The sequence below is a fragment of the Draconibacterium sp. IB214405 genome (genome assembly GCF_033963885.1).
In the GTDB taxonomy this organism is placed as follows: Bacteria; Bacteroidota; Bacteroidia; order Bacteroidales; family Prolixibacteraceae; genus Draconibacterium.
In genome coordinates this window covers 1,428,344-1,445,170 of sequence record NZ_JAXBMA010000001.1, presented here as the reverse complement: position 1 = coordinate 1,445,170, position 16,827 = coordinate 1,428,344, and the positions used below count along the sequence as shown (strand labels likewise).

Sequence of the window (16,827 nt, the reverse complement as noted above, 5' to 3'; positions counted from 1 at the left end):
AATCATGTAATCCTTTAATCAAGCAAATCATGGTCAAGACAAGAGAAGAAGCAGACTTTATTGGTAAGAAGCAACTGCCAGCCGATGCACTTTGGGGCATTCATACAGCTCGAGCGATGGAAAATTTTCCGATAGCAAAACAGACGGTTCACGCGGAGCTAATCAAAGCTTACGGAGAGGTAAAGCTGGCCTGCGCTCAAACCAATAATTCGCTTGGTTTCTGGGAAGATAAAAGAAAAGCTTCAGCCATTGAACAGGCCGCTTTTGAAATGAGCCAAGGATTGCAGAATGAACACATTTTAGTGGATGCATTGCAAGGCGGTGCCGGCACGTCTACCAATATGAATGTAAACGAAGTGTTGGCTAATCGGGCGCTGCAAATCCTTGGAAAAGAAATAGGCGATTATACAATTGTTTCGCCACTCGACGATATTAACCTTCACCAAAGTACCAACGACACCTACCCCACTGCGCTAAAAGTTGCTGCAATACGTTTATTGCGGACACTGGAACAAAATGTATTGAACCTACAGGAGGCTTTTCAGCAAAAGGAAAAAGAGTTTGCACACATCGTAAAAATTGGCAGAACACAATTTCAGGATGCTGTTCTAACAACCTTGGGCCGCGAAATGAGCGCTTATGCCGAAGCTTTGAATCGCGATCGTTGGCGCATTTATAAATGCGAAGAACGATTGCGTGTGGTTAATCTTGGTGGTACAGCAATCGGAACCGGTTTAGGTGCACCAAAACAATTTATTTTTAGGGTGGTGGACAAACTGCGCGAAAACACCAACATTGGCCTGGCACGAAGCGAAAACCTGATCGACGGAACGCAAAATGTGGATGTTTTTGTTGAAGTTTCAGGGATATTAAAGGCATGTGCAGTTAATTTATTAAAGATCAGCAACGATCTTCGTTTGCTGTCAAGCGGACCGCATGCCGGACTGGGAGAAATTAATTTGCCACAACTTCAGGCCGGATCATCAATTATGCCGGGAAAAGTAAATCCGGTAATTCCGGAAGCGGTTGCACAGGCTGCCATAAAAGTTATGGGAAACGATCAGGTTATAGCTCAGGCGTGCAGTGCCGGCAATCTCGAACTCAACCAGTTTATGCCGCTTATTGCACACAGTTTCCTCGAATCAATCGATTTGCTGACCAGTGCAAGTAAATTATTAAACGAAAAATGCGTGTCGTGTATAAGCGCCAATGAAGATGTTTGCCGCACACATGTAAATAACTCTACCGCTACAATAACTGCACTGGTCCCTGCCATTGGATACCAGCGTTGCTCCGAGATTGTAAAAATGGCAGAAACCAAAGGTTTATCCATAAAGGAAGCTGTCTTAAAATCAGGGTATTTGAGTGTTGAAGAATTTGAACAACTGATCACTCCTGAGGCAGTTTGCAGATTGGGCAATTAAACTATAACAATTTTAACAACGCATTAACACACTCCTTAACGCCTCTTTTTCAATTATTTATTGAACTTTTAATACTTTCGGATGCATTTGTCTTATTTTATGCTTGCATTTGATGATTTAAGTTATTAATATTGAGTCTAAATAAACATTGAGAAACAAATTTTCATTAATAACTAAAATTTTAAATCATGAAAAAAGTATTATTTCTATTAGCGTTTGTTGCTGTTTACGGAGTTTCATTAGCCATGACTGAAGCTGCAGTTGTTACAAACGACGAGATCGTTCAGGTTGTTGACAACGCTGACAAAGTAGAAAAAGAGAAAAAAGAAGAAGGTAAAAAAGCCACAAAAACTGAAGCTAAATCTGAAGGTTGCGCCGGAGCTGACGCAAAAGCTAAAGCTAAATCTGAAGGATGTTCAGGTGAAAAATCAGCAGAAAAGAAAAGTGACTGCAGCAAAACCTGCGGTGGCGAAAAATCAGGAAAATCATAGTTGATTACCACTTATAAAGGAAGTCGTTCATTTAAAATGAGCGACTTTTTTTTTATTTAGCAATGTAAAATGTAACCAACCTTAACCACATTCTCGATAGAAATTGAGGAGTCTTCGGCAAAGTACTTTCTAAGTTTCGAGATAAAAACATCGAGACTTCTTCCGGCAAAATAATCGTTCTCGCCCCAAATGGCAGTCAGAATCTGCTCACGACGAACCACATTCTGTTTCTCCCTGCAAAGCATTAGCAAAACCTCTGCCTCGCGCGTTGTCAGGCGTTTTATATTTCCGTTGTAACTCAGTGAAAGGTTTTCGTAATCGAATTCATAAGCCCCCACCTGGTATACGCTTTCGGTTTCAGTTTGAATAAAATCACTGCGTTTACTGATTGCTACAATTTTACACCACAATTCATCCTCATCGAAAGGTTTCGTAATATAGTCGTCAGCGCCAATATCGTAGCCTTTCATTTTATCTTCTTTCATCGCCCGGGCAGTAAGAAAAACCACCGGAATTTCGGGCTGAATGGCTTTTACCTTTTTAGCCAGTGTAAATCCATCCATTTTCGGAAGCATTACATCGAATATACAAAAGTTGAAATCGGTTGATTTTTTGAAACCGTCTAATCCCTCTTCACCATCGCGGAACAAGGTTACATTTACACCACGACTTTTTAAAAACTCTTCCAATAAAAATCCGAGATTCAGATCATCCTCAACCAATATGATATTTAAGCTTTTCTCCTCCATCTTGTTACGATTTTTTTAATGGCAGTTGAATACAGAATACAGTTCCTTCATCGCTTGTACTTTCAACATATATGGCTCCTTCGTGCGCTTCAACAATTTGTTTCACATAAGCCAAACCAATACCAAAACCTTTAGCGTCGTGAACATCGCCTGTGGGAACACGGTAGTATTTATCAAAGATATATTTTTGAAACTTAGCAGGTATTCCAATTCCGTTATCTTTTACCTGGATGACCAGGTTTTCGTTTTCAACCCGGGTGAGGATGTCGATATTCGGATGACGTTTCGAGTATTTTATGGCATTCGATAGCAGGTTTACAAACACATTTACAAAGTGCAGTTTATCGACAAACACCTGCGCTCCGTCCGAGTTAAAATCGTATTTAATTCGGCCAAACTTTTCTTCTAATAACATTTCGCAAGTGGAGGCGGCTTCTTGTATCACCTCTTCAATCGATGTACTTTCCTTGTTGTAATCAAACTCATTTCGTTCCACCGCTTCCAGTCGTAGCAGACTTTCAACCAGGTTTTGTAGTTTACGGTTCTCTTTAAAAATTAACTCGGCGTAGTTACCCAACTTTTTATCATCGGTTCCATAACGCTTTTTTCGAATCATGTTCGAAGCCAACGCAATCGACGAAAGTGGTGTTTTAAATTCGTGACTCACATTGTTTAACAACTCCTTGGTATGTTTGGCAATTCGTAACTCCCGGTTGTAAATACGTGCGAGATAAAAAAGCGAAAGGATCAGGAACAGAATAAGTACAACCGAGCCGACAAACATGTAACCCGCTGTGGCAAAAAAGAAGCGTGTCCGCGACGGAAATTCAACGATCAGCTGATAACGCGAGTATCCGATTATTCCCCCCATACAACGGGAATAATACAAGCCTTTGGAATCAGCTTCAAGTGTTTTTAATTCTTCCGAATCGTTTTCCAGAATATACATTTCGTACTCCAGATCGATATCGTACGATCGTAATTCGTCTTCGATGGCATCGTGTATTTTCTGCCAAACACCCGAGGTTGTCAGCTGTGTTTTCAACCGAACGGAATCACACTCCAAACATTCTTTAACCTTATTACAAAGTGGTTTGTCGGCAGTTAATGTGCTCATGGTTTCGCCCAACGCCAACTCAACACTTTTTTGAAACACTTTATCCTGGAAACGAATGGAATAAACAATCCATTTTATTTGTGTAGCCAGCAGCGCCAATATGATTAGCATAGCCAGCAGAAATGAATATTTTCTAAAAACTGTTTTCACTAAATACGAACTTACTTTCTCTGAAGATTATTTACTACCATAACCATATTGATATCCAATTGTTTTATGGCATGACGAAAAGTCAAAAGTAACCATTAATACCACACCTGCTTTTCGTGTTAAAAAGATTAACCTCACGTTAACGCCAAAATTGGTTATCAAACAATATATTTGTGGTACAATCAAAAATAAAAACTAAAAAATCATGAAAAGAATTCTCATTGTAGTTGCTCTTATTGCTGCTTACAGTGTTGCTATGGCTAACACAAGTGTTAAGGTTAATACAACAAAAAAAGCTGAAGTTACTGTTGTAGCCGACGATAACAGCGCTGTTGTAATCAGCAAAGAAGAAGACGAAAAAAAGAAGAAAACTGAAAAGAAAGCCACAACCGTAAAAAAGGCTGACAAAAAAGCAACAGGATGTTCTGAGGCACAAAAGAAAAGTTGTGCAGCATCAGGTAAAACCTGTGGCGACAAAGCAGCTACTTCAGAAAAAAAGAGTTGTTGTGGAGAGAAGAAGTAAAATCAACTTCAGATAAATCAATTAAAGGGTGCTTCGGCGCCCTTTTTTTATGGCAATAATTGCGGGAATTGGATTGAATTTGTACTTTCATTCGCGCAAAACAGAGAACATGAGAGCACCAAAATCGTTTCGTTTACATATCGGGATTTTCGGCCGCAGAAATGCCGGCAAATCAAGTATTTTAAATGCACTTACACAGCAGGATGTTTCCATCGTATCGGATGTTGCAGGTACTACAACCGATCCCGTTGAAAAACCGATGGAGTTGCTTCCGTTGGGGCCGGTACTTTTTATCGACACAGCCGGTATCGACGATGTTGGAGCGCTTGGTGAAAAACGAATTGCCAAAACACTGGCCGTTTTCGACCGGACTGACTTAGGTGTAATTGTCTCGAATTTTAATGAATGGGGAGCTTACGAAGAATCACTTATTAATGAATTCAACGAGCGCGAAATTCCGTTTGTGGTGGTTTTTAATAAGTGCGATCTGTACGAGGAAAATTTTGAAATCATCGGTGCCCTCGACGGTAAAAAGATAAAGTTGGTACAAACCTCGGCAACCGAAAAAACCGGTTTGCTTGATCTTCGCCAGTTGTTGCTGAATTCTGCTCCGCAGGATTTTATTAACCGCCCGAGTATTCTGGCCGACCTTGTTGGAGCCGGAGAAGCCGCCGTTTTGGTGGTTCCCATTGACAAAGAAGCTCCAAAAGGACGACTGATTTTACCACAGGTTCAAAGTATCCGCGACTTGCTCGACAACGATGCCTTTTGTATGGTGGTAAAAGAACGTGAATTACGCGAAGCCTTGTCGCGCTTTAATAAACCTCCAAAACTGGTGGTTACCGATTCGCAGGCCTTTTTAAAAGTTGCTGCCGACACTCCTCCCGAAATTCCGTTAACATCGTTCTCCATTTTATTTGCCCGCCACCAGGGCGATCTTAACGAAATGGTTCGTGGAGCCATGGCCATCGACCAACTTAAAACCGGCGATAAAGTGTTAATTGCCGAAGCCTGCTCGCACCACCCAATCGGTGAAGATATTGGAACGGTAAAAATCCCACGCTGGCTAACTCAATACGTTGGAGGAAAATTGCAAATTGACAGTACGCGCGGGCACGATTTTCCGCCTAACCTTTCGGAGTATAAACTAATTATTCATTGCGGAGCCTGCATGTGGAACCGACGCGAAATGTTAAGCAGAATTATGAAGGCCAAACAAGCCGGGGTGCCACTTACAAATTATGGGCTAACGATTGCTTATTCGCTGGGAATTTTCGAGCGTGCGCTGGAACCATTTCCTGCGGCTCTTGATATCTACAAAAACGAAGTTAAGAAGTAGCTTTCATCCTTTTAAAGAATCCAAAAAACTCAATTTTACCCATTGCATCCTTTTTGAGCAGTTTCAGGTTTCCTTTCTCAAAAGCATACTGAAATTCGATGTTGTTTCTAAAATCTTTCGGGTTGATTAAAGTAATAAAGTTTCGGGCGATGCTCCACTTCCCTTCTGTTGTTCCCTCCAGTATTTTTACAGGCGCATTTCCGGCCTCAATAAATTCGTGATTTTCGAGAAATGAAAAAACAAACAGTACTTTGTTTTTCTTAAGTGCATCTGCATCAAAATGTAACAGCTCTTCACCCTCATCTACATAATATTCAAACAAATGCCACTTGCCGGGAATCAGCTTCTTTTTACTACCAAACACCTCGGGAGATTTTAACCAGCTGACAAATTTTGAAAAAATCGATTTTATTTTCATAACGAGCCTGTTACGTTTGGTAAGACCAAAACTCTACAAAAAAGTTTAATGTACAGAATGATTTTAACCGCAAGTAAACTAAAATTTTAGCCGATCGACGATAATGCAACAATAACTTGCCCGTAACGTATTCTGTTGTATGTAGAAAACCGCTAATTCATTCCATTAATCCGATGAACCTCGATTTTATTCACAAGCTCACCCAAATCGTTCTGGAAAATATGCACGATGAAAATTTTGGACCTGAGCAGCTTGTGAAAATCGCAGGAAAAAGTCATTCAACCGTTCACCGAAGAATTAAAGAAAATTCAGGACAATCCATCAGCCAGTTTATGCGTTCAACAAGGCTAAAAAAAGCTAAAGAACTGCTGGTGAGCCAGGAATATACAATCGCTGAAATTGCTTACAAGGTTGGTTTTAGTAGCCCGGCATATTTTAATAAATGTTTTCACGACGAATTTGGGAAACCGCCCGGAGAGTTTAAAAAAGAGATTCTATCGGAAAAAACACCTAAAAAATATAAGTTGCTAATATTTATAGTGCCCGCTCTTATTCTACTTATTTTTCTGCTAGTTCCCTCGCTTCGAAGCACTGTTTGGAAGACCAATAACACAGCTCAAAAAACGATTGCCGTATTACCGTTTAACTATCATGGAACTGAAAAAGACGAAGAACACCTCGCCCAATCAATGATGCTGGAAATTATGACTCGGCTTTCACTGATCGAAGATTTGATAGTAATTTCTACGCCGCTGGATAATCCTGAAAACGGGATAGCGCCTAATCAACTTGCCAAAAAACTAAATACCAATTACCTTCTTGAAGGGAACCTCCATGTTGAAGACAAAAAGATGAAACTAATAGTCAGCCTCGTAAAAACCAAAAATAATGAACTAGTCTGGTCACGTCACTTTAATTCTAGCCTGGAAAACATACTGGAAGTGGAAAGCCGAATCGCACAGGAAGTGGCACAGCAGTTAAATGCGTTTATCACTCCAGAAGAAAAAGTCCGCTTGACCGAAATCCCAACTCTGAACTCCGAAGCCAACGATTTTTATCAGTTGGGCAGGGCCGCGCATATGGAATACTGGCACGATAACCAGGATCTTGAATCGTTAGACAAGGCAGAGAACTATTATCAAATGGCGCTTAAAAATGACTCCTCTTTTGCTCAGGCTTTTGTTGGACTTGCCCGGGTTGCCTACGATAAAACCACCTGGTCAGATATTTTTAAAGACACCTACCTCGACACCGTATTAATCCTGGCAGACAAAGCGTTAAGACTAAACAACACCTTGTCAGAAGCCTATACGCTGAGAGGAGATTTTTACAGTGCAATCCAGTCGGATAAAGCCATTAATGAATACGAGCAGGCCTTACATTTCAATCCTAATAACTGGCAGGCGTTTTATGGATTAGGAAACTTTTACTTACTAAAGAACAACATAAAAGCCGCTGAGAATATTTTTGAGGCCACCAAAAGACGGAAAGGGCCGGAATATCCGATAATGATGGATAAGCTAAATTTTATTTTTATTCTTAACGGACTTTTTGAAGAAGGGAAAGAAATACTCACTCAAAAACTGACATGGGACAACGATTCAGTGTATTATTTCAAACGATTAGCGCTTATTGAAGAGTACAATGAACATTTCGCTAATGCTGTTAATTATGCACAAAAAGCCCGGTCGATCGACTCCATAAACCTCAATGCAAACCAGCTTTTGGCATTTAATTATACTTTACTAAAAGACTATTCTAAAGCAACATTGTACAACAAGAGGGTTATTCAAATAACCGATCAAATGAACTATAAGTTGAACAATGAACATCACCGCATTGGCTATGTATTTCTGGTTAATGGAGATACAATAACTGCCACAAAATACTTTCAACGGCAACTTGAAGTCGACCGGCAATTAATCAGCATGGGTAACAAAGAAGAAGCATTTTACGACCTGGCAGCAACTTATGCTATTTTGGGGCAAAAAGAGAAAGCTTACCAGAACCTGAATAAATTACTTCAGCAGAATTCAATTCTGTGGTTTTTATATTTCTATATGAAAAACGACCCGCTGTTTAACACTATTCGTGAAGAAGATGAATATCGGGAAATATTGAGCCAGGTTAAAATCCGAACCGAAAAAAAACGCGACCAACTCCGAAACTGGGCTCAACAACAGGAGCTATTTCAACCACTCAATTAGCTCCTGACCAATAGTCTAAACATTTGACACCGATTCGAAACAACCTGCACATAGTTGCTATGTTATGCATTTCTAATTTTCAGAAATTGTAGCCGCTAATAACTTTAAACATAGTATTATGAAACGATTAATCTTCTTACTTATCGGAATATTCATCATGGCTACTGCATGCCAGGATGATTTTGTTGAACCTGATGACAGCCTAAAAAGTGCCAAGTACGAAAAAACGCAAACATTTCAGATTAAAGGTTGGGCAACTGTAAATGGCGACGATGAAGCACCAAATATTACATGCACTCCTGAATATTTGGGAATCGAGTTTTGTAGCAGGGGCTGGATAAGCGGCCATGAAAATATTCTAGGAACCATTGTCCACGATGAAAGCACATACGAAAAATTGTGGTGTGTGGCAGAAATTACTCCTGAAGGTCCGGTTGCACTAAATGTTGTATGGGCAGATATGCTGCGAACAAATGGCAACCGAACATTTGGAACCTGCTACATGTACATAAATGTGGTTACGGGAGATATCTGGGGCTATTTTAACTACGAGGGAGGAACCGGCCGTTTTGAAGGACTTACCGGCACAACACAAATATTAAATGCGAAAATGCTCCCGGATGGTGGAATAAGCTGGGATGAAGAAGGCGAAATTACATTGGTACTTAAATAACGACATCCCCATTGGATTAGCTGCACGGATAAAAACAACCTATGCAGCTAATCTTAAAATCTAAATGCCATGAAACAGCTACTATTACTCTTCACACTTTTAGGTTTGTTGCTGTCGGTTTCGGGACAAAACCTGGAAAACGCCGAATGGAGAACCTATATCGACGGGATTAGTATTCACGATATAACAAATGCCGGCGATTACCTGTGGCTTATCGACGGCTCTGCTACGAGGCTTATTAAATTCGACAAAGAATCGGGAAATTTTGAGACGTTTTCTATTCGAGACGTGAATAGTTCTTCGAACGATTATTTTCTAACAGTTGCATGCGACAATAACGGGACTCCCTGGATTGGAACATTTACGGGATCGTATAAATTGATTAATGGGAATAACTGGAAGGTGATTAATCTGGAGCCTGTCGGGAAAATATCCGGAACACAACGTGGAGTTATGTGGATTGGCTATCAGTACGACCTGAGAAGATACGAGGGAGACAGTATAAAAGTGTTTGATGCCTTTGAGTATCGGGGAATAAATTCGATTACAACAGACCCAGATGGTGATTTATGGTTTATAAGCAGCTCTTTCTCCGGGATTTTCAGCAAGGTATGCGAACTGATAAATGAAAACGGAAACTGGAGCATGAATGAATGGTTCGCCGATAGTATGTCTACCCTGGGATCAATAGGTGTTATTTCTTTAAGGAATTTAAGTATCGATACGGGAAATACAAAATGGATGTCGGGGCTGGCAACTTACAATCACGAAGAAGCTACTTACGAGTCGCAATTAATTTCATATAACGATTCTGGCTGGAATTTGTACCAACTTCCTTCGCCAAGTTACATTCATACCGTTGCTGCTGAAGAAGAAAAGGTTTGGTGCGGAACCGATAAAGGTCTGATGTGCCTGCACGATTCAATATGGAGCGTTTATAACACCGGAAATTCACCATTACCTTCCGATAAAGTTTATAAAATTCTAATCGACTCGGATGGTACAAAATGGATTGGAACAGGCAAAGGACTTGTTACATTGAAGGAAGGAGTATCCGCCATAGAAACTGCCAACAATCTCGAAAACCAAATAAGTATCTATCCTAATCCAGCGCGAGATTTTATTCAGCTAGATGTTTCATTACTGCTGGGTGAAAACCAAATAAGTATTTGCGATTTAAACGGTCGAACGTTAAAACAGACTACCTCTGCCCAAAGCCATACAACATTAAACCTGACGCAGCTTACCAGCGGAATCTATTTACTTAAAATTGAATCAGGCAAGGAGGTTTTCACACAAAAGTTTGTCAAGCAATAGATGAGTATACAATATAGCATATCAGTTTACCGCGTCCTTAAAAAAAATTGTTCACACACTGCAACGCAACCATAATCGGCTTACTACGTATTTTGAGGTATGTGAAAAAACCACTAATTCATACCTTAACATAGATGAACCATGATTTTATTCAAAAACTTACCCTGATTGTCCGGGAAAATCTGGAAAATGAGAATTTTGGCCCTCATCAACTTGCCCACGAAATGAATGTCAGTCATTCAACACTGCATCGTTGGCTTAAACAATACACCAATAAAAATATCAGTCAGTTTATTCGCGAAATCAGGCTAAAAAAAGCGTGCGAATTGCTTCAAGGAGATGACCACACCATTTCGGAAATTGCCTACAAAGTTGGCTTTGGAAGCCCCACCTATTTTAACCGATGCTTTCATGAGCATTACGGATGTTCGCCCGGCGAATTCAAAAAACGGGAACTGCCCCATCAACCTGAAACTTCAGAATCAAAAAGAATACGCTCAAAAAGGTACATGTTTATTGCCGCGTCAATTCTCGTTCTTTCAATTCTCGTATTGATTGTGACAAAAAAATATGGCTTCCTCACAAAAAAATCTCCAATAGAGAAATCAATTGCCGTCCTTCCGGTTAATTACCTTGGCGATACGCAACACAAATACCTGGCCGATGGTGTTTGCGAGGATATCCAGAATAACCTGGCAAGAATTAAAGATCTGCGCGTAATAGACGTCAATTCGGTAAAACTATACCAATCGAAGAAAACAACCGAAGAAGAGTTCGTTGAAGAATTAAAAGTTGGTGCTTTGCTAAAAATGACGTTTCAGGAAATAGAAACAGATATTGTACTTTATGTGAGTCTTATTAATGCCGATGATGGAACAGTTCTGTTTTCGGAAAGGTACATCGGCGATCAAAACAAAATATTTGTCACTCAAAGCGAAATTGCACTGGCCGTCGCGAACAAAATGGGAGCCAATATCTCTACTGAAGAAAGACAACGAATTGAAAAAATACCGACAGTAAGTTTAACAGCCAACGATTTTTACCAACGCGCACGCGAACAACAATGGAAATACTGGATAAACGAAGATAAGCGGGCACTTAAAAATGCAAAAGAACTTTATTCGAGAGCGCTGGAATACGACCCCAATTTTGCACCGGTTTATACCGGAATGGCTCTTTTAGAATGGAACCAAAATTTTTGGAAAAGTAGCATCTCCGAGGAATATCTCGACTCGGTGTTATGGCTGGCTGAAAAAGCGCTTTCGCTGGATAAAAATAACTCCGACGCTTATATCATAAAGGCAGAATACAATCGGATAAAAGGCTTTAATGATTTAGCACTTTCAGATTTCGATAAAGCCATTGAACTTAATCCAAATAACTGGATGGCCTATTTTGGTCTGGCACAGTTGTTTACCTGGAACGATTTTTCAATGACAATACTTTACTGCCATATGGCGGCATCGCGTCATAAGGGAGTTATGTTGCCCACCATCCTACGACTGTTGGGATCTGCTTACAGAAGCATTGGATTCCGCGATGAAGCCAGATATTACCAGACAGAAGCCTTTAAACTGGATAGTGACTCGGCTAAATACTTCTTAATTAATGAGTCGCTCGAAGATGTTCGGGGATCTATTCAGCTATTGGAAAAAGCACTCTCTTTTGATTCAACAAACACATCAGTTCTTTGGGACCTGGCTGTTTACAATTCTTTTGCAGCTCAGCAAAACAAGGCATTTCTCTACATGAAAAATACATGGACTTAACTCAAATCCCCACTAATCTTGCCATTAACGACATGCACAGAATTGGTTACATTTATTACCAACAAGGCATCAGGGATACGGCAGCATATTATTTTCAACTGCAGGAACAAGCCTGTCTCGAGGCAATTGAATCAGGCAGGTTCTATTCCAATTTTTTACATTACGACCTCGCTGGTTTTTATGCTTTTTATGGCGAAAAAGAACAAGCCTATTTGTGGTTAAACAAGCTTACCAGGCAAGTTAATATGCCGATTTGGCTAGTTGACCTTATTAAAATAGATCCTTTATTTGATAAGATGAGAGGAGAAACCGAGTTCGAAAATATTGTTGCCGATGTAGAAACAAAATACCAAAACGAACAAGAACGAGTGAAAATCTGGCTCGAGAACAACAATATCCGGTTAGAATAGCGAGCGACGAAAAACGAGCATAAAACACGTTTTGCAAAATATGTTCAATTCGTGCAATATAATTTCAACTCAAAAGCTATACGTACTATCAAGTGATGCTATAATGATAACATAAGTTTCATTTTATTCCCGAACTTTAAACGTACAAAATATCATTTCTTCATCTTCTGATTAATAAGATCGTGAAAGTTAAGTAATCTCATTCTTCCTTACCACCATATTTAGCTGTCTCACTACATGGAACAAACGAATTTGAAGAAATACCGGGGTTTTCCGAACTATGAAAATCTATTTTCTAAAGGAGGGAATTCCAAAGACCTCCATAGACATTAAGTTTTGGGCCACCTCATAACCATGGGGTGGTTTTTTAATTCCCGTAAAAAGAAAAAGGGTAGCCCAACGACCACCCCCACATTCAATAATGTATAATGATAAAAAATAAGGGTAGTACAAGTTTAAGGAATCAATACTAAAATGTTCATTTTTCATTTCTCTACTTATCAACAACTTACCGTGAATAGCATTCTTAACAACTGTTTATCACGAGCGAAATATCTTTAATTTTATCATTCATAACACTGTTATTAACTTTTTGCATTCGTGGTTAAAAACTGTTGTATATTTGTGCTCTCTATCCTGCTTAAACAATATTAATCAGGAAAAAGATTCAACCCTTTGCCAATCAAAATCTTTTAATTACTTTTGCGCCGAATTAATTTTATGCCGTTTCTATTGAAAGCGATGTTGCGGTGTAAACATTGTATAACAAATAGTTCTTTAAAAAATGTATTTAACAGGAGAAAAAAAACAAGAGATGTTTGCCAAACATGGCAAATCAGCTCAGGACACAGGTAGTGCAGAAGGTCAAATTGCATTGTTCACATTCAGAATCAACCACTTGACTGAACACCTGAAACAAAACAAAAAAGACCACAGCACTCGTCGTGCATTGATTAAGTTGGTAGGAAAGCGTAGAAGTTTGCTCGACTACCTGATTAAAAAAGATATCGAGCGTTATCGTGCGATCATCAAAGAATTGAAATTACGTAAGTAGATTATAATGAAAGGCAATGCATTGGTATTGCCTTTCTTTTTTTGTAAATTGCAAAACCTCACCACCCATTGTAATTAACAAAGGCCGCTTACAGGCCGCAAAAATTATTGATTAAAATTATGGTAAACGCTACAGTTAAAACAATCGAACTTGCCGATGGCAGGACGATTACCATTGAAACCGGCAAATTGGCAAAACAAGCCGATGGTTCGGTAGTGGTTCGAATGGGTGACACCATGTTGCTGGCAACAGTTGTGTCGGCAAAAGAAGCTAAAGAAGATGTAGACTTTATGCCGGTATCGGTTGATTACCGCGAAAAATTTTCAGCCGCAGGACGTTTCCCGGGTGGTTTCCTGAAAAGAGAAGCCCGTCCGAGTGACGAAGAAATTTTGGTTGCACGTCTTGTTGACCGTGCCCTTCGTCCACTTTTCCCGGAAGATTACCACGCAGAAACTGCGGTAATGATCTCATTGATTTCGTCAGGTAAAGACGAAATGCCGGATTGTTTGGCCGGATTGGCAGCATCAGCAGCAATCGCTGTTTCAGATGTTCCTTTCACTACTCCAATTTCGGAAGTTCGCGTAGCCCGCATCGATGGCGAGTTCGTAATTAACCCAACTTACTCACAATTGGCCGAAGCCGATGTGGATATTATGGTTGGTGCATCGTTCGACAACATTATGATGGTTGAAGGCGAAATGGATGAAGTTTCGGAAGAAGTAATGTTAGAGGCGATTAAAGTTGCTCACGAAGAAATTAAAAAGCACTGTAAAGTTCAGGAAGAACTGGCCGCAGAACTTGGAGTTGTTAAACGTGAATATTGCCACGAAAACAACAACGAAGAGTTGCGTACCCAGGTAAAAGCCGATCTTTACGAAAAAGCATATGCTATTGCAACACAACAGATCACTAACAAAAGCCTGCGTATGGAGTCTTTTGCTGCTGTTGTTGACGAATATGTTGAAGCTTACCTTGAGGCAAACGCCGAAAACGAGGAGCTTGATTTGGTAGCCAACGAAAAACTTATTCGCCGTTACTACCACGATGTTGAAAAAGAAGCAATGCGTCGTATGATCCTAGACGATTCAATTCGTTTGGACGGCCGTGCTACTAACGAAATCCGTCCGATCTGGGGAGAAGTTGATTACCTTCCAGGTGCACACGGATCTTCAATTTTCACCCGTGGAGAAACTCAATCGTTAACTTCGGTTACATTGGGTACAAAAATGGACGAGAAAATTATCGACCAGGTAACTGTTCAGGGAAGAGAGAAGTTTTTGTTACACTATAACTTCCCTCCATTCTGTGTTGGCGATCCTAAAACACCACGAGGAACCAGCCGTCGCGAGATCGGTCACGGTAACCTGGCACACCGCGCATTGAAGAAAATGATTCCTGCTGACACGCCTTACGTTGTTCGTGTTGTTTCAGATATTCTTGAATCAAACGGTTCATCATCGATGGCAACTGTTTGTGCCGGGACAATGGGATTAATGGACTGCGGTTTAAAAATCAAAAAACCGGTATCAGGTATCGCAATGGGATTGATTACCGATAAAGGTGCTGAAAAATACGCTGTACTTTCAGACATCCTGGGTGATGAAGACCACTTGGGCGACATGGACTTTAAAGTAACAGGTACTGCCGATGGTATCACTGCAACTCAAATGGATATTAAAGTTGACGGACTTCCTTACGAAGTTCTTGCTGAAGCACTTCAGCAGGCAAAAGAAGGTCGTTTACACATTTTGGGTGAAATGATGAAAGTGATTCCTGAAGTTCGCGAAGACTTTAAACCAAATGTTCCTCGTATCGAAACTGTTCAGATTCCTAAAGATATGATCGGTGCGGTAATCGGACCTGGTGGAAAAGTTATTCAGGCTATCCAGGAAGAAACTGAAACTGTAATCGTTATCGAAGAAGTTGACGATGCAGGTTTGGTTCAAATTTCAGGAGCCGGATTGGAACCAATTGAAGCTGCAAAAGCTAAAATTAAAGCCATTACTGCTCTTCCTGAAGTTGGTGAAATTTACCAAGGTAAAGTAAAATCGGTAGTTTCTTTCGGAGCATTTATCGAGATTATTCCTGGAAAAGAAGGTCTATTGCACGTATCTGAAATGGCTTGGGAACGCGTTGAAAACGCAGAAGACTTTGCAAAAGAAGGCGAAATTGTTGAAGTGAAACTGATCGGTGTTGACGAAAAAACCGGTAAACTGAAACTTTCGCGCAAAGTATTGCTTCCAAAACCTGAAGGTTATGTGGAACGTCCACCAAGAGAAAACCGCGGACCTCGTGCCGATAACCGTGGAGGAGATCGTCGACGCGATGATCGCAGAGGTGGTGACAGAAGACGTGATGACCGCAGAGGTGGTGATCGCAGAGAATTCCGTCCTCGTCGCGATAACGACTAAGAGCTGAATAATTTTCAAGCAAAATAATAAAACGCTCCGCCTTTTGGTGGGGCGTTTTTTGTTTCCCGGTAACCAAGGACAAATGATACCGATTAGAAATTAATTGAGCTTTGGATTCGCAAGCTCCCCAAAGCTTTATAATTCTCTATCGGCATTAACCATTGTAATTTCAAAGTTTCGACAAGGCTCTCTTTGAAATACAATTGGTTTAACTTTTAACTTCCTTTTCTTAACTTCGCCACCAAAATTTGTAAAATATGGGCAACTGGTCAGAGAATTTGATAGAGAAAATTGACGAACAATTAGCAAGTGCAAACGATAAAGACCTGCGCTTTTTCCGCATCGACGAGTTTAAACGAAATATTTCGCGCGTTGATGAATATTCAGCTTCCTGTCCGGATTGTAAAAAGGCACAAATCGATATTGCTGAAGCTGTAAAGACCATTGACAAGGCTGTAAACAACGTTGGCAAACAACGCCGTGATTACGACCGGCTGATCACCCGCCTTTCAAAACACATGCAAAAAGAACATGGTTTTTATGCGCCTTATTATTTTACTTACCTCATTTCATTTTTCGGAATTATCGCCGGCTCCATTTTGGGCTACCTGCTTATGCAACTGAATGCCGACCTCAAACTCGAACTTTTTCTTATCGGATTCTCTATTGGTCTTTTGCCAACTTATGTATGGGGGCATTTAAAAGATAAAAAGATCAGAAAAGACAAAAAGCTGATGTAAAAAATATAACTTTACCCCACTGCATAAAATTTTTT

At 40.2% G+C, this 16,827-nt stretch carries 15 protein-coding genes; 12 read left to right on the top strand and 3 right to left on the bottom strand.

All coding sequences use genetic code 11. From position 1 onward, the window contains the following. Positions 1-29 precede the first annotated feature (29 nt). Both SLH46_RS05675 and SLH46_RS05670 read left to right on the top strand, forming a co-directional pair. Complete coding sequence (locus SLH46_RS05675; RefSeq protein ID WP_320280189.1) at positions 30-1,424, top strand: aspartate ammonia-lyase; 1,395 nt, start codon at positions 30-32, stop codon at positions 1,422-1,424. A gap of 188 nt (positions 1,425-1,612) precedes the next feature. After that, on the top strand, positions 1,613-1,915 hold the full coding sequence (locus SLH46_RS05670; RefSeq protein WP_320280188.1) for a hypothetical protein: 303 nt from the start codon (positions 1,613-1,615) through the stop codon (positions 1,913-1,915). Positions 1,916-1,971: 56 nt separating this feature from the next. On the opposite strand, the gene SLH46_RS05665 is transcribed toward SLH46_RS05670, so the two are convergent. Both SLH46_RS05665 and SLH46_RS05660 read right to left on the bottom strand, forming a co-directional pair. Beyond that, entirely contained in the window at positions 1,972-2,664 is a 693-nt protein-coding gene (locus SLH46_RS05665; protein WP_320280187.1) for a response regulator transcription factor, read from the bottom strand. A gap of 4 nt (positions 2,665-2,668) precedes the next feature. Continuing rightward, complete coding sequence (locus tag SLH46_RS05660) at positions 2,669-3,931, bottom strand: sensor histidine kinase (protein WP_320280186.1); 1,263 nt, start codon at positions 3,929-3,931, stop codon at positions 2,669-2,671. Positions 3,932-4,136: 205 nt separating this feature from the next. On the opposite strand from SLH46_RS05660, the gene SLH46_RS05655 reads away from it, so the two are divergent. Together SLH46_RS05655 and hydF are read left to right on the top strand one after the other, a co-directional pair. Then, positions 4,137-4,454 (top strand): hypothetical protein, encoded by a 318-nt coding sequence (locus SLH46_RS05655; protein ID WP_320280185.1) that lies wholly within the window; start codon positions 4,137-4,139, stop codon positions 4,452-4,454. 109 nt (positions 4,455-4,563) lie between these two features. Beyond that, positions 4,564-5,793, top strand: a complete 1,230-nt coding sequence (hydF, locus tag SLH46_RS05650; RefSeq protein WP_320280184.1) for a [FeFe] hydrogenase H-cluster maturation GTPase HydF — start codon at positions 4,564-4,566, stop codon at positions 5,791-5,793. Here the strand turns inward: hydF and SLH46_RS05645 are convergent. Next, entirely contained in the window at positions 5,783-6,211 is a 429-nt protein-coding gene (locus tag SLH46_RS05645) for a hypothetical protein (protein ID WP_320280183.1), read from the bottom strand. The two genes, hydF and SLH46_RS05645, sit on opposite strands and share 11 nt — an antisense overlap. Positions 6,212-6,384: 173 nt before the next feature. On the opposite strand from SLH46_RS05645, the gene SLH46_RS05640 reads away from it, so the two are divergent. The 8 genes from SLH46_RS05640 to SLH46_RS05605 all read left to right on the top strand — a co-directional run bounded on the left by SLH46_RS05640 (position 6,385) and on the right by SLH46_RS05605 (position 16,792). Continuing rightward, entirely contained in the window at positions 6,385-8,418 is a 2,034-nt protein-coding gene (locus tag SLH46_RS05640) for a helix-turn-helix domain-containing protein (RefSeq protein WP_320280182.1), read from the top strand. A gap of 118 nt (positions 8,419-8,536) precedes the next feature. After that, positions 8,537-9,091, top strand: a complete 555-nt coding sequence (locus SLH46_RS05635; protein WP_320280181.1) for a hypothetical protein — start codon at positions 8,537-8,539, stop codon at positions 9,089-9,091. 69 nt (positions 9,092-9,160) lie between these two features. Further along, entirely contained in the window at positions 9,161-10,408 is a 1,248-nt protein-coding gene (locus tag SLH46_RS05630; RefSeq protein ID WP_320280180.1) for a T9SS type A sorting domain-containing protein, read from the top strand. Positions 10,409-10,542: 134 nt separating this feature from the next. Continuing rightward, entirely contained in the window at positions 10,543-12,177 is a 1,635-nt protein-coding gene (locus tag SLH46_RS05625; protein WP_320280179.1) for a helix-turn-helix domain-containing protein, read from the top strand. Further along, a complete protein-coding gene (locus tag SLH46_RS05620; protein WP_320280178.1) occupies positions 12,168-12,587 on the top strand; it encodes a hypothetical protein in 420 nt (139 codons plus the stop codon). Before SLH46_RS05625 ends, SLH46_RS05620 begins: the two co-directional genes overlap by 10 nt. Positions 12,588-13,371: 784 nt before the next feature. Continuing rightward, positions 13,372-13,641, top strand: coding sequence for a 30S ribosomal protein S15 (gene rpsO, locus SLH46_RS05615; RefSeq protein ID WP_320280177.1), 270 nt, complete (start codon positions 13,372-13,374; stop codon positions 13,639-13,641). Positions 13,642-13,760: 119 nt separating this feature from the next. After that, positions 13,761-16,052 (top strand): polyribonucleotide nucleotidyltransferase, encoded by a 2,292-nt coding sequence (locus SLH46_RS05610; RefSeq protein ID WP_320280176.1) that lies wholly within the window; start codon positions 13,761-13,763, stop codon positions 16,050-16,052. A 257-nt stretch (positions 16,053-16,309) separates the two neighbouring features. Beyond that, a complete protein-coding gene (locus SLH46_RS05605; protein WP_320280175.1) occupies positions 16,310-16,792 on the top strand; it encodes a hypothetical protein in 483 nt (160 codons plus the stop codon). Positions 16,793-16,827: the final 35 nt, after the last annotated feature.

Excerpts from the sequence above, each read along its gene's own strand:
- SLH46_RS05625 (WP_320280179.1), top strand. The coding sequence starts at position 10,543 with ATGAACCATGATTTTATTCAAAAACTTACCCTGATTGTCCGGGAAAAT.
- SLH46_RS05675 (WP_320280189.1), top strand. The coding sequence starts at position 30 with ATGGTCAAGACAAGAGAAGAAGCAGACTTTATTGGTAAGAAGCAACTG.
- rpsO (WP_320280177.1), top strand. The coding sequence starts at position 13,372 with ATGTATTTAACAGGAGAAAAAAAACAAGAGATGTTTGCCAAACATGGC.
- SLH46_RS05620 (WP_320280178.1), top strand. The coding sequence starts at position 12,168 with ATGGACTTAACTCAAATCCCCACTAATCTTGCCATTAACGACATGCAC.
- SLH46_RS05640 (WP_320280182.1), top strand. The coding sequence starts at position 6,385 with ATGAACCTCGATTTTATTCACAAGCTCACCCAAATCGTTCTGGAAAAT.
- SLH46_RS05605 (WP_320280175.1), top strand. The coding sequence starts at position 16,310 with ATGGGCAACTGGTCAGAGAATTTGATAGAGAAAATTGACGAACAATTA.
- SLH46_RS05635 (WP_320280181.1), top strand. The coding sequence starts at position 8,537 with ATGAAACGATTAATCTTCTTACTTATCGGAATATTCATCATGGCTACT.
- SLH46_RS05645 (WP_320280183.1), bottom strand. The coding sequence starts at position 6,211 with ATGAAAATAAAATCGATTTTTTCAAAATTTGTCAGCTGGTTAAAATCT.
- SLH46_RS05630 (WP_320280180.1), top strand. The coding sequence starts at position 9,161 with ATGAAACAGCTACTATTACTCTTCACACTTTTAGGTTTGTTGCTGTCG.
- SLH46_RS05670 (WP_320280188.1), top strand. The coding sequence starts at position 1,613 with ATGAAAAAAGTATTATTTCTATTAGCGTTTGTTGCTGTTTACGGAGTT.
- SLH46_RS05610 (WP_320280176.1), top strand. The coding sequence starts at position 13,761 with ATGGTAAACGCTACAGTTAAAACAATCGAACTTGCCGATGGCAGGACG.
- hydF (WP_320280184.1), top strand. The coding sequence starts at position 4,564 with ATGAGAGCACCAAAATCGTTTCGTTTACATATCGGGATTTTCGGCCGC.
- SLH46_RS05655 (WP_320280185.1), top strand. The coding sequence starts at position 4,137 with ATGAAAAGAATTCTCATTGTAGTTGCTCTTATTGCTGCTTACAGTGTT.
- SLH46_RS05665 (WP_320280187.1), bottom strand. The coding sequence starts at position 2,664 with ATGGAGGAGAAAAGCTTAAATATCATATTGGTTGAGGATGATCTGAAT.